The organism is Polaromonas sp. (assembly GCF_039930745.1).
In the GTDB taxonomy this organism is placed as follows: domain Bacteria; phylum Pseudomonadota; class Gammaproteobacteria; order Burkholderiales; family Burkholderiaceae_C; genus Polaromonas.
The window spans coordinates 129,508-140,147 of sequence record NZ_JBDTTH010000002.1; the positions used below are offsets into that span (position 1 = coordinate 129,508).

Below are 10,640 nucleotides of genomic sequence, written 5' to 3' on the forward strand. Positions count from 1 at the left end.
CGGACGCTCAGTCGATATTGTCCACGGTGTCGGGGTCCGGCTCATCGCCGATGGCCTTGCGGGTCAGGGCGCTCTGAACCAGCAGCCAATCGCAAAATGCCTTCACCTCCTGCCGGCCGGCGCTGCGTGCGCCAACAACGAGCCAATAGGCCATGGGTGAGTCCAGCCGTGTTTTTGGCAGCGGCTCGATCAGGTCACCCGAGGCCAGGCTTTCGGCAATGAGGGGCAGGCGGGCCAGCACGATGCCTTGGCCGGTCAATGCTGCCTGCACCATCTGGTAGGCATAGTTGAAGTAAAGCCAGCGTTTGCCCTCCAGCTTGGGCGTGCCGTGCACTTCCAGCCAGCGCCGCCAGGTCAACCATTCCATGTGGGTGGAATGCGAGTCCCCGGCTTCAATCAATGCAAAGTGCGCAAGGTCCTCGGGTTTTTTCAGGCGCGGGCCGCTTTTGAGCAGCCATGGGCTGGCCACCGGTGTCATCTGTTCGCCAAACAGGCGTATCGCGCCTGCCGGCATCCTGCCTGCCGGACCGTAACGCAGTGCCATGTCCAGGTCCGAGGTTTCCAGGTCGATGGAGACGTCGGACGCATCAATGCGTATGTCCATGTCAGGGTTGTCGCGCTGGAAGGCTTCGAGCCGCGGGATCAGCCACATCGATGCAAACGATGCAAAAGTGGTGAGTGAGACACTTTTCCGGCCGGCGCTCTGGCGGATTTGCCGCACTGCACCGTCAATACGCTCGAGCGAGGGTGTCACGGCGCGCAGCAACGCGCCGCCAGCGCCGGTCAGCTCCACAGAGCGCGTGTGGCGGTGAAACAGGCTCAGGCCGACTTCTTCCTCCAGCGCCTGGATTTGCCGGCTCACGGCCGACTGGGTCAACGCAAGCTCCTCCGAGGCGGCACGGAAATTCAGGTGTCGGGCAACGGCTTCAAAGGCGCGCAACTGGCCGACCGAGATGGGGCGGGTGCGCAAATGGGTTTGGGAATGCTGCATGGCGGCTATTTTTGATTGATGCGTCTCAGGAATGAATAGCGTAGCGCGATTTCATTGGACTGCCAAGTGCCGGAGCGCGATCATTCATTCCCATCAACGACCTTTGTCTTCAGGAGAACAGCATGAACCACCTTCACCACCATGAGCTGCATTCATTCGCCGGCACGGACACGGTATTGGGCTGCTGGAAGCTGGGCGACAGTCGTGCACTGACGTTGCGGCCCAGCCAGCCCGGCGTGTTGCGTATCGCGCACGGACGGGTGTGGATCACCTTCGACAATGCGCAAGGCGATGATGTCGTGCGTGGCGGGGACCACTTTCTGGGGGCTGGCGACACACTGAATCTCCTGCCGGGGCAGGTGTTGGTGATGGAGTCGTGGAACTCCCCGGACCCGTCGGCAGCCTATTTCAGTTGGGATGCGCTGCCTGCCGCGGCAGGAGCGGCCATCAGCAGCAGGCCGTCACCGGTACTGGCGCTCGGCCCGCAATGGCGTGGTGGCGTGGCTCAGCCGCTGCGCGACTTGCGCTTGGCCTTCGGGCTGGCGGGTACGGCATCGGCGCGCCTTGTTGCCGGGGTGGTGGGCGGAGTGGGCGTGGCCTTGCTGGCTGCTCTTCCCCGTTTTGCTACTGATTTGGTAGCTGCTCGCGCCCGTGGTACCTTGGCTGCACGTGCTTTCAAGGCACAGTCCAGCGCCAGCCGGGCCCACTGCGCCATGAGCTGAGGCGACTCCATCGCGTCTTCGGGCGCGCTGTAGTAGTTCAGCTTCATGGCCTTGCCTTTGGCTTCATAGACAAAAGGCGCACAGCCCACGGCTTCAAAAAGGCCGCGGGTTTCTTCGTCCGCCTTGAGCCATAAGGTGTCGCCGCCGCCCAGGTTGGCCACCAGCGCGATGTTGAGCCCGCCGGTGCTGATGCCAAACCCGCCAAACATGCGGCGCGCCGAGCACGGCCCCGCGCTGCCCAGCAGCTCACAGCAATAGTTGGCAAATGACAGGTCGGCAGCCATGGGGGAAGTCTAGCGCGTGCTTTCAAAGCCGGTGCTGTGCTTCACAATAGCTGCATGGCCCGTCCCAAATCCGCGACCCACGAGCTCCAGCGTGAAGCCATCCTCGACGTGGCCGCCCAGTGTTTTGCGCAGCGCAGTTATGTGGCCGCCAGCATGAATGACATTGCCGCGGCCTGCGGTACCTCCAAGGCCAGGCTGTACCACTACTACGGCAGCAAGGAAGCCATCCTGTTTGACCTGCTGGACCGTTACACGCAGCATCTGCTGGCCATCATCGGCCAGACGGATGCCAGTGCCCAACGCAAAAACCTGGACGACCGCGCCGCGCTGCATGAGTTGATCCGCAACTTTCTGGACCAGTACGAAAGCTCGGCCACGCGGCACAGCGCGCTGCTGGGCGACACCAAGTTTCTCAGTGAAGTCCAGCGCGAGCTGATACTGGACCGGCAGCGTGACGTGGTGTCGGCCATGACGCGGTTTCTCACCCGCGCCTATCCACAGCGCATCACCCCAGCCAACCAGACAGCGGTGACCATGATGCTGTTCGGCATGATCAACTGGACCTTCACCTGGATGCGTCCCGACGGGCCCATGAGTTACCGCGACTATGCCGAAGAGGTGATCGCCATGCTTGAGCTCGGGCTGGCTTGAACGTCACCCGGCGGGAGTGCGGGTGTTTTACTATTCGTAATAAGTTACGTATAGTAAAATTTCACAGCACACACGGGCCGATGCCTTTGTCGGCCATTTCCACGGAGACTTTCCCCATGTCCAAAGCTTTTGCTTCGCAGTCCGACCTCACGGACAAAAAAATCACTTTCGAGCAGCTCAGTGCGCATTGCTGGGCCTACACCGCCGAGGGCGACCCGAATTCCGGCGTGATTATCGGCGACAAGTTCATCATGGTCAGCGATGCCACGGCCACGCCCGCGATGGCACAGGACCTGATTGCGCGCATCCGCGCCGTCAGCGACAAACCCATCAAGTACGTACTGCTGACGCATTACCACGCGGTACGTGTACTGGGAGCAAGCGCTTACGTGGCTGAAGGTGCGACCGAGGTGATTGCCAGCCATGGCACTTACGAGCTGATTGTGGAGCGCGGCGCCGAAGACATGCAAAGCGAAATGGAGCGTTTTCCGCGCCTGTTCCGCAACGCCGAAAGTGTGCCCGGCCTGACCTGGCCGACCATGGTGATTGCTGGCGGCAATCCTGTCAAAGGCGAAGTCCCCGGCAAGCTGGTGGTTGACCTCGGTGGCGTCAAGGTGCAGGTTTGGCACCCAGGGCCGGGCCACACGCGAGGCGACACCATTGCCTGGGTGGAAGAAGAAAAAGTGCTGTTCTCCGGTGATCTGGTGGAGTACCAGGCCGGGGTTTACACCGGCGATGCCCAGCTCGAAGAGTGGCCCGCCACGCTGGAAGCGCTGCGTGCGCTCAAGGCCGAGGCCATCGTGCCGGGCCGCGGCGAAGCCATGAAGGGCGCTGCCGAGGTGAACAAGGCCATTGACTACACCAAACAATGGGTCGAAACGCTGTTCCGCTGCGGCAAGGAGGCGGCCGCCGCGAAGATGGATCTCAAAGGCGCGATGATGCACACCCGCAAAAGCATGGACCCGATCTTCGGCCAGGTTTTTATCTACGAGCACTGCCTGCCGTTTGACGTGAGCCGGGCTTATGACGAGGCCAGCGGGATCAAGAATCCGCGCATCTGGACGGCAGAGCGTGACAAGGAAATGTGGGCAGCTTTGCAAGCCTGACCTGTTTCTGGGGCGGCGCGCGGATTCAGCTGTCCAGATCCAGACTGGGTATCAGGGCCAGGAACTGCGCCATGGCCTGCTTGGGGCTTGCGTTTTCAAGCTGGGCCAGGACATCCTGGTCATCGACGGCAGCGTAGCCCAGACTGAAGCGCCTGAATCTCCGCGCCTCCAGCGGACCCTGGTGCAGGATTTTCACGCCGGTGTGGCGGCTGTCCTGCCGGATTCGCTGAATCAGGGGAAGTACTTCCTTGTGCGGCCCCTCGATCTGCTGGCAAAAACGCATGCCGTCGAAAATCAGCAGCCCCGTGATGTCGGCTTCTTCGTTGGCCCGACGGGCTTGGGCAGCGATCTGGGAAACGACTTTGATGGGCGACTCGGGGGCGAGTGTGCTGACGTAGAGCACTTCATGCAATCGTGATGTTTTATCCATAGCTGGCGTGTAATGTAGACAGCGCGCCGGGCCATCACAATGTCAAAAGACACAGGCTTTCGGTATTAAAATTTTTCCGGTGCCTACCTTCCCGCCTTCACAGACGCACTTGTGTCCCCGCCATTGCAGCGAATGCCGGCTGCGCAAGACACAGGCCTTCAAACCGGTCTCGGCGCAGGAGTTGGCATTCATTGAGAAATTCCGCAGCGGCTCGGTTTCCGTGCTTGCCGGCGGCTCCATCATCTCGGAGCAAAACCCCAATGGCAAGCTGTTCACCCTGTACGCAGGCTGGGCCTTTCGCTACAAAACCCTCAGTGATGGCCGCCGGCAAATCCTCAATTTCCTGCTGCCCGGCGACTTCATCGGCCTGCAGCAGGAGTTTGCTGACGGTGCCAGCCATGGCGTGGAAGCCCTGACCGATACGGCTCTGTGCGTGTTCCCGCGCGATGGTCTGTGGGACTTGTTTCGCCAGTTTCCCGGCCTGGGTTACGACCTGACCTGGCTGGCCGCGCGGGAAGAGGGAATGGTTGATGAAAACCTGCTGACCGCAGGGCGCCGCAATGCGACAGAGCGCGTGGCCATGCTGCTGATTCATCTTTACCGGCGCGCCGAGCAGCTGGAGCTGGTGCAGGAAAGATCGATGGCGTTTCCCGTCAATCAGCAACACATTGCCGATGCGCTGGGCTTGTCGCTGGTCCACACGAACAAAACCCTGAGGCGCCTGCACAAGCTCGGTTTGCATGAACTCAAAAATGGACGCCTGGAGCTGCGCAATCCCAAGGCCTTGCACAGGATTGCCGATTACTACGAGTTGTCCATGCGCAGGGTGCCCCTGCTTTAAGGTCTGACGGCTTAGGTCTAGTCCTACATCTGGCGGATGGGTTGGACGACAGGCTGCCCACGGCCTCTTTCCTAAGCTGGACTTTCTTCCCTTGTGTGCCAACCGACACACCAGCGACGCCCCAGGAATTCCAAATGGACAGCAAAACCACTTCTTCTTCGCGCAGGTTGCAGCAGCAACAGCCGCAACGGCCGGTGAACCGGCAACAGCAGCAAAGCAGTGGTTCGAGCGAATTCCAACCACGCCGTTTGCGGCAGCTCGGCGAAGAGCCCGAAACAGCAAGGCCGGAGCACACCCGCACGCAGCATTGACACGCCGACTGACCGACATGGCGCCGGCAAGCGATGAAAGGAAACCACCATCATGAGCAGCAAAAAGACATCCCGACCAGGTGCGTCAGCATCTGCCGGGGCAGACTCCGCCACTTCCCAGCCGCCTCGGCAAATCGGCGAAGGCAGCTACGAAGGCACACGCGACTACCAGAAGAGCATCAAGACCTATCTGGACGATGCGGACGTAGCCTCCGACGCCCGGGCAGCCAAGCCCGCCAATGAGGATGAAGCCATTGAGCTGAAACAGGCCGAGCAACAAGGCCGGTCCCACTCGAAGGCCAAAGGCCAGTAGGGCATCCCTCCGGCGTGCGCAAGCTAAAGCTAAAGCTAGTGTTTGCTAGCCAGGATGGCGAAGTCCTGCGCATAGTCCTGCAGGGTTTGAACGGCTTTTGCGCGCTGTGCGGCGGTGGTGCTGTTGTGCAGGGCTGCAAAGGTTTTGCAGTTGTCGCGCGCCAGCCGGTCCTGGTAGCGCCTGTGAGCGGGGTCGGGTGAATTGGCGACGCGTTGCAGATAGGCTTGCACGGCAGGTTTGGCTTTTTCTTCGGAGGCCTGACCGGCTATCAGCGGCGATAGGCTTTGCAGGGCGTCGCGCTGGCGGCGCTGGTACTCGGCCAATGAAATATTTGCATCAAATACCGACTGCCGGATGCGCTCGCGCAGCACCGTCCGCTGCTTCTCCTCCAGCCTGCCGTACAGCATCTCGGCGCGGCTCAGAGCCTTTTTGAAACGCTTTTCAATCAGGGCATGGGGTTTCCCTTCAAGGAAGTCATTCCGGTAGTCGGCGTTAAGCTTTGAGAATTTCTGCTTCAGCGCTTCCAGCTGCTCCGGCCCCAGTGTGCCGACCACCGCGCCCGCAGCAGGCACGGCGCGGTCCGAGATGGCTTGGAGCTTGTGCCGCACCTCGTCGAAAATGCCGCAGGCCTGCGCCTCATCGAGTTCGCCAGGCAGCAAGGTCTGCCACTTCGTCAAGGTCTCGATATAGACGGGAAGCTGGGTTCGCCGGTGCCACTCATGAACCCGGGCGAGCTCCTGACGAACTCTGGGGGACTGCGTGCTGTCGAAGTCAAAATAGCCATGGAGCTGCCAGTACGCCAGCTCGGTGGCCTGGTTGTAGGCAATTTTGATGGCGCTGCAGGCCTGCAGTGTTCCGGCAACCAGCAGCACGCCGATAATCTGCAGGAAACGGCGCAGTCCCGGCCCGGCCGGGATTCGCCTTGCAAACTGAAAATTCACAGGAAACTTCATGGTCATTCCAGTTGATGTCGTCATCATGGCCGCGGGCAAGGGCACGCGGATGAAAAGCGCCTTGCCCAAAGTGTTGCACCAATTGGCCGGCCGTGCCTTGCTGGCGCACGTGACTGACTGTGCAGCGAGGTTATCGGCACGGCAGGCTGTCGTGATCACGGGCCACGGCGCGGCGCAGGTCGAGGCCGCCTGCCAGGGCATGGTGCAGGAACAGGGCGGCGCGGAATCAGGAATCAGGCTGCAGTTTGCCCGGCAGGAACCCCAGCTGGGAACTGGACACGCGGTGCAGCAGGCGCTGCCGCTGCTGGCTGATGACGGCATCACCCTGGTGTTGTCGGGCGATGTGCCGCTGACCCGGGTGGCCACACTGCAGGCCTTGGTGGACGCGTGTGATGGCCAGCGCCTGGCCCTGCTCACGCTCAGCATGGCCGACCCGAGCGGGTATGGCCGTATCGTTCGCGCCGGGGAGCAGCCTTCGGCGCAGGTCCGCGCGATTGTCGAACACAAGGATGCGAGCGATGCCCAGCGTGCGATCCGCGAGATCTACAGCGGCATCATGGCTGTGCCCACCCGCCTGCTGCGTGGCTGGCTGGGCCGGCTGGACAACCAGAACGCCCAGAAAGAGTATTACCTGACCGACATCGTGAAGTTTGCCGTGGCCGATGGCGTGGCCGTGGTCGCGCACCGGATCACGGACGCCGCGCAGGTGGCCGGCGTCAACAGCCCGGTTCAACTGGCCGAACTCGAGCGGGTTTACCAGCGGCAGCAGGCCACGGCCCTGATGGAACAAGGGGTACGTCTTGCCGACCCCGCCCGTTTCGATGTGCGTGGAACGCTGGTGTGTGGTCAGGACGTGGAGATCGACGTCAACTGTGTGTTCGACGGCAAGGTGGTGCTGGGTGACGGCGTGTGTATCGGTGCAAACTGCTGCATTGCCAACGCCACCATCGCCGCTGGCGCGGTGATCCATCCCTTCACCCATATCGACGGCGAAAAGCTCGGTGTGCAGGTCGGCGAAGGCTCACTGATCGGCCCGTTTGCCCGGCTGCGCCCCGGTGCCCAACTCGGTGCCGAAGTGCACATCGGCAATTTTGTCGAAGTGAAGAACGCCACACTGGCCAAAGGCGCCAAGGCCAACCATCTGGCCTATCTGGGCGACGCAACGGTGGGCGAGCGGGTCAACTACGGTGCCGGCAGCATCACCGCCAACTACGACGGCGCCAACAAGCATCGCACGGTGATCGAAGCCGATGTGCATATCGGCAGCAACTGCGTGCTGGTGGCACCGGTGACGATTGGAGTTGGCTGCACGGTGGGTGGCGGCTCGACCATTACCAAAGATACCCCGCCTGGATCGTTGAGCGTGGCGCGTGGCCGGCAGGTGAGCATTGCCAACTGGCGGCGGCCAGTGAAAAACAAGGCTGGCAAATAGATCGCCGGGTATCGATTTCTGGAGAATTGCTATCAAATGAGTAGCTGCCTTCGCCCGTTCTTATTGGGCTAGAAGCACTTTTGGCTCAAATTTTGTACGTTTGATGCTAAAAAACGCCTTGACGTTGCGTACATTCGCATCGCTGGTGAACAGCCGCTGTGCCAGCGCCAGATAGCGCGGCATGTCGGCCACATGCACCACCAGCATGAAGTCGGGCCCCGGCGAGACGCGGTAGCACTGCTGCACGGCAGTGTCTTGGGCTACGCGTGTTTCAAACGCTTCCTGCTGCTCGGCGCCTTGCCGGTCCAGCGTGATTTCGACCAGGGCCGTCAGCCCGTAGCCGGTGATGGCGGCCAGCTTGCCGGGGCTCAGCAGCGCGATTTCCCGTTCCACCAGCCCGGCATCGCGCAGGCGCTTGACACGTCGCAGGCAGGTCGGCGGCGAGATGTGCACGCGCTCGGCCAGCGTCTGGTTGCTCAGCGATGCATCAGTTTGCATGCTTTCGAGCAGCTTGAGGTCGATCTCGTCAATAGATATTTGTTCCATAAATAATTATTAAATGAAATTAAATTCAAGTTCATTGATTTGGTGAAGTTTAATTCCATTTTTCGGCAAAAATCAATTACATAACAAAATAGCAAGCACGTAGCATCAGCGCATTGTTCTTCAGGAGACTTCCATGTGCGGCATCGTTGCGTCAGTTTCGACTCGAAATATTGTTCCCATCCTGGTGCAAGGCCTGCAACGGCTGGAATATCGCGGTTATGACTCCTGCGGAGTGGCTGTGTATGACCAGGGCCTGAAGCGGGCACGCAGCACTTCCCGCGTGGCCGAATTGATGGAGCAGGTCGGTGCGGAGCGTCTCGAAAGCGCCACCGGCATTGCGCACACCCGCTGGGCGACGCATGGCGCGCCAGCGGTGCACAACGCGCATCCCCACTTCAGCCATGGCACTGGAGACGCCGTGCACAAGCCGGGCAGGGTGGCGCTGGTGCACAACGGCATCATTGAAAACCATGATGAATTGCGCCTGGCGCTGCAGGCCAAGGGTTATGTGTTTGCCAGCCAGACCGATACCGAAGTGATCGTGCATCTGATGGACAGCCTGTATGACGGCGATTTGTTTGAAGCCTTGAAAGCGGCCACACGGCAGTTGCGCGGTGCTTATGCAATTGCGGCGTTTTGCAAGGACGAACCGCACCGCGTGGTGGGCGCGCGTGCGGGCTCGCCCCTGATCCTTGGCGTGGGCAAGGAGAACAGCGAGAACTTCCTGGCCAGTGACGCGATGGCGCTGGCTGGCGTGACCGACCAGATCCTCTACCTTGAAGAAGGCGACCTGGTGGACATCCAGCTCGGCAAATACTGGGTGGTGGACCGCGACCACAAGGCCGTGCAGCGCGACGTCAAGACAGTGCAGGCCCATAGCGGCGCTGCCGAACTCGGACCCTACCGTCACTACATGCAGAAGGAAATTTTCGAACAGCCACGCGCCATTGCCGATACGCTGGAGGGTGTGGAAGGTATCGTGCCTGAGCTTTTTGGCGATGCTGCATACCGCGCCTTCAAGGACATCGACTCGGTGCTCATTCTGGCTTGCGGCACCAGCTACTACAGCGGATGTGCAGCCAAATACTGGCTCGAATCAATCGCCGGCATTCCAACCCAGGTTGAAGTTGCCAGCGAGTACCGCTACCGCACTTCGGTGCCCAACCCACGGACACTGGTGGTCACCATCACGCAAAGCGGCGAAACGGCAGACACGCTGGCGGCGCTGCGCCACGCGCAAAGCCTGGGCATGACGCAGACCCTGACCATCTGCAACGTCTCGACGTCGGCGATGGTACGCGAATGCAAGCTCGCCTACATCACCCGCGCGGGCGTAGAGATCGGCGTGGCTTCCACCAAAGCCTTCACCACGCAACTGGCTGGCCTGTTTTTGCTGACCCTTGCGCTGGCGCAAAGCAAAGGCAAGCTCAGCGATGAAGAGGAAGCCGCCCACCTCAAGGCCATGCGCCACCTGCCGGCCGCCCTGCAGGCCGTGCTGGCGCTGGAGCCACAGGTCATCAGCTGGGCCGAAGACTTTGCCAAAATGGAAAACGCACTTTTCCTCGGCCGCGGCCTGCATTACCCGATTGCCCTTGAAGGCGCCCTCAAGCTCAAGGAAATCAGCTACATCCACGCCGAGGCCTACCCGGCAGGCGAGCTCAAACACGGCCCCCTGGCACTGGTCACCAGCGCCATGCCGGTGGTCACCGTGGCACCCAACGACGCCTTGCTTGAAAAACTCAAGAGCAACATGCAGGAAGTCCGCGCACGCGGCGGCGTGCTCTACGTGCTGGCCGACGCCGACACCAAAATCGAAAGCGGTGAAGGCATCCACGTGATCCGCATGCCCGAACACTACGGCGCGCTCAGCCCGCTACTGCACGTGGTGCCGCTGCAGTTGCTGGCGTATCACACCGCCTTGGCGCGGGGAACCGATGTTGACAAACCCCGTAATCTTGCAAAGAGCGTTACTGTCGAATGACAGTAACGGTGCGCGAAAGCGCACTGTTCGTAAAAAGAAAGACTGTAAAAAGTTAAGAAAAGCTGTCAAAAAACAGCTT

The 10,640-nt window shown here is 60.9% G+C and carries 12 protein-coding genes; 7 read left to right on the forward strand and 5 right to left on the reverse strand.

All coding sequences use genetic code 11. The features are described from left to right. Nucleotides 1-7: 7 nt before the first annotated feature. Complete coding sequence (locus tag ABI660_RS01720) at nt 8-991, reverse strand: LysR substrate-binding domain-containing protein (RefSeq protein ID WP_348064303.1); 984 nt, start codon at nt 989-991, stop codon at nt 8-10. A 505-nt stretch (nt 992-1,496) separates the two neighbouring features. After that, complete coding sequence (locus ABI660_RS01725) at nt 1,497-1,997, reverse strand: TfoX/Sxy family protein (protein WP_348064305.1); 501 nt, start codon at nt 1,995-1,997, stop codon at nt 1,497-1,499. Between the two features lie 54 nt (nt 1,998-2,051). Between ABI660_RS01725 and ABI660_RS01730 the strand changes: the two genes are divergently transcribed. Together ABI660_RS01730 and ABI660_RS01735 are read left to right on the forward strand one after the other, a co-directional pair. After that, complete coding sequence (locus tag ABI660_RS01730; RefSeq protein WP_348064307.1) at nt 2,052-2,648, forward strand: TetR/AcrR family transcriptional regulator; 597 nt, start codon at nt 2,052-2,054, stop codon at nt 2,646-2,648. Nucleotides 2,649-2,764: 116 nt separating this feature from the next. Continuing rightward, nucleotides 2,765-3,754: an MBL fold metallo-hydrolase gene (locus tag ABI660_RS01735; RefSeq protein WP_348064309.1), complete on the forward strand. Its 990-nt coding sequence runs from the start codon at nt 2,765-2,767 to the stop codon at nt 3,752-3,754. Nucleotides 3,755-3,779: 25 nt separating this feature from the next. On the opposite strand, the gene ABI660_RS01740 is transcribed toward ABI660_RS01735, so the two are convergent. Next, nucleotides 3,780-4,184, reverse strand: coding sequence for a BLUF domain-containing protein (locus ABI660_RS01740; protein ID WP_348064311.1), 405 nt, complete (start codon nt 4,182-4,184; stop codon nt 3,780-3,782). Between the two features lie 79 nt (nt 4,185-4,263). Here ABI660_RS01740 and ABI660_RS01745 point away from each other — a divergent pair, with 79 nt between their 5' ends. The 3 genes from ABI660_RS01745 to ABI660_RS01755 all read left to right on the forward strand — a co-directional run bounded on the left by ABI660_RS01745 (nt 4,264) and on the right by ABI660_RS01755 (nt 5,649). Then, nucleotides 4,264-5,025 carry a Crp/Fnr family transcriptional regulator gene (locus ABI660_RS01745; RefSeq protein WP_348064313.1) on the forward strand — a complete coding sequence of 254 codons (762 nt, stop codon included), beginning with the start codon at nt 4,264-4,266 and terminating at the stop codon, nt 5,023-5,025. 134 nt (nt 5,026-5,159) lie between these two features. Beyond that, nucleotides 5,160-5,336 (forward strand): hypothetical protein, encoded by a 177-nt coding sequence (locus ABI660_RS01750; RefSeq protein WP_348064315.1) that lies wholly within the window; start codon nt 5,160-5,162, stop codon nt 5,334-5,336. A 52-nt stretch (nt 5,337-5,388) separates the two neighbouring features. Further along, complete coding sequence (locus ABI660_RS01755; RefSeq protein ID WP_348064317.1) at nt 5,389-5,649, forward strand: hypothetical protein; 261 nt, start codon at nt 5,389-5,391, stop codon at nt 5,647-5,649. Nucleotides 5,650-5,684: 35 nt separating this feature from the next. Here the strand turns inward: ABI660_RS01755 and ABI660_RS01760 are convergent, their stop codons facing one another. Continuing rightward, nucleotides 5,685-6,602 carry a DUF6279 family lipoprotein gene (locus ABI660_RS01760; protein ID WP_348064319.1) on the reverse strand — a complete coding sequence of 306 codons (918 nt, stop codon included), beginning with the start codon at nt 6,600-6,602 and terminating at the stop codon, nt 5,685-5,687. Between ABI660_RS01760 and glmU the strand changes: the two genes are divergently transcribed. Next, entirely contained in the window at nt 6,601-8,034 is a 1,434-nt protein-coding gene (glmU, locus tag ABI660_RS01765) for a bifunctional UDP-N-acetylglucosamine diphosphorylase/glucosamine-1-phosphate N-acetyltransferase GlmU (protein ID WP_348064321.1), read from the forward strand. The two genes, ABI660_RS01760 and glmU, sit on opposite strands and share 2 nt — an antisense overlap. Nucleotides 8,035-8,094: 60 nt before the next feature. Here the strand turns inward: glmU and ABI660_RS01770 are convergent, their stop codons facing one another. After that, complete coding sequence (locus tag ABI660_RS01770; RefSeq protein WP_348064323.1) at nt 8,095-8,580, reverse strand: Lrp/AsnC family transcriptional regulator; 486 nt, start codon at nt 8,578-8,580, stop codon at nt 8,095-8,097. Between the two features lie 133 nt (nt 8,581-8,713). Here ABI660_RS01770 and glmS point away from each other — a divergent pair, with 133 nt between their 5' ends. Continuing rightward, complete coding sequence (gene glmS / locus ABI660_RS01775) at nt 8,714-10,561, forward strand: glutamine--fructose-6-phosphate transaminase (isomerizing) (RefSeq protein ID WP_348064325.1); 1,848 nt, start codon at nt 8,714-8,716, stop codon at nt 10,559-10,561. Nucleotides 10,562-10,640 lie beyond the last annotated feature (79 nt).

Bases quoted from the DNA above. Each gene is read 5' to 3' on its own strand.
- ABI660_RS01720 (WP_348064303.1), bottom strand. From the start codon at position 991: ATGCAGCATTCCCAAACCCATTTGCGCACCCGCCCCATCTCGGTCGGC.
- ABI660_RS01725 (WP_348064305.1), bottom strand. From the start codon at position 1,997: ATGGCTGCCGACCTGTCATTTGCCAACTATTGCTGTGAGCTGCTGGGC.
- ABI660_RS01730 (WP_348064307.1), top strand. From the start codon at position 2,052: ATGGCCCGTCCCAAATCCGCGACCCACGAGCTCCAGCGTGAAGCCATC.
- ABI660_RS01735 (WP_348064309.1), top strand. From the start codon at position 2,765: ATGTCCAAAGCTTTTGCTTCGCAGTCCGACCTCACGGACAAAAAAATC.
- ABI660_RS01740 (WP_348064311.1), bottom strand. From the start codon at position 4,184: ATGGATAAAACATCACGATTGCATGAAGTGCTCTACGTCAGCACACTC.
- ABI660_RS01750 (WP_348064315.1), top strand. From the start codon at position 5,160: ATGGACAGCAAAACCACTTCTTCTTCGCGCAGGTTGCAGCAGCAACAG.
- ABI660_RS01755 (WP_348064317.1), top strand. From the start codon at position 5,389: ATGAGCAGCAAAAAGACATCCCGACCAGGTGCGTCAGCATCTGCCGGG.
- glmU (WP_348064321.1), top strand. From the start codon at position 6,601: ATGGTCATTCCAGTTGATGTCGTCATCATGGCCGCGGGCAAGGGCACG.
- ABI660_RS01760 (WP_348064319.1), bottom strand. From the start codon at position 6,602: ATGAAGTTTCCTGTGAATTTTCAGTTTGCAAGGCGAATCCCGGCCGGG.
- ABI660_RS01770 (WP_348064323.1), bottom strand. From the start codon at position 8,580: ATGGAACAAATATCTATTGACGAGATCGACCTCAAGCTGCTCGAAAGC.
- glmS (WP_348064325.1), top strand. From the start codon at position 8,714: ATGTGCGGCATCGTTGCGTCAGTTTCGACTCGAAATATTGTTCCCATC.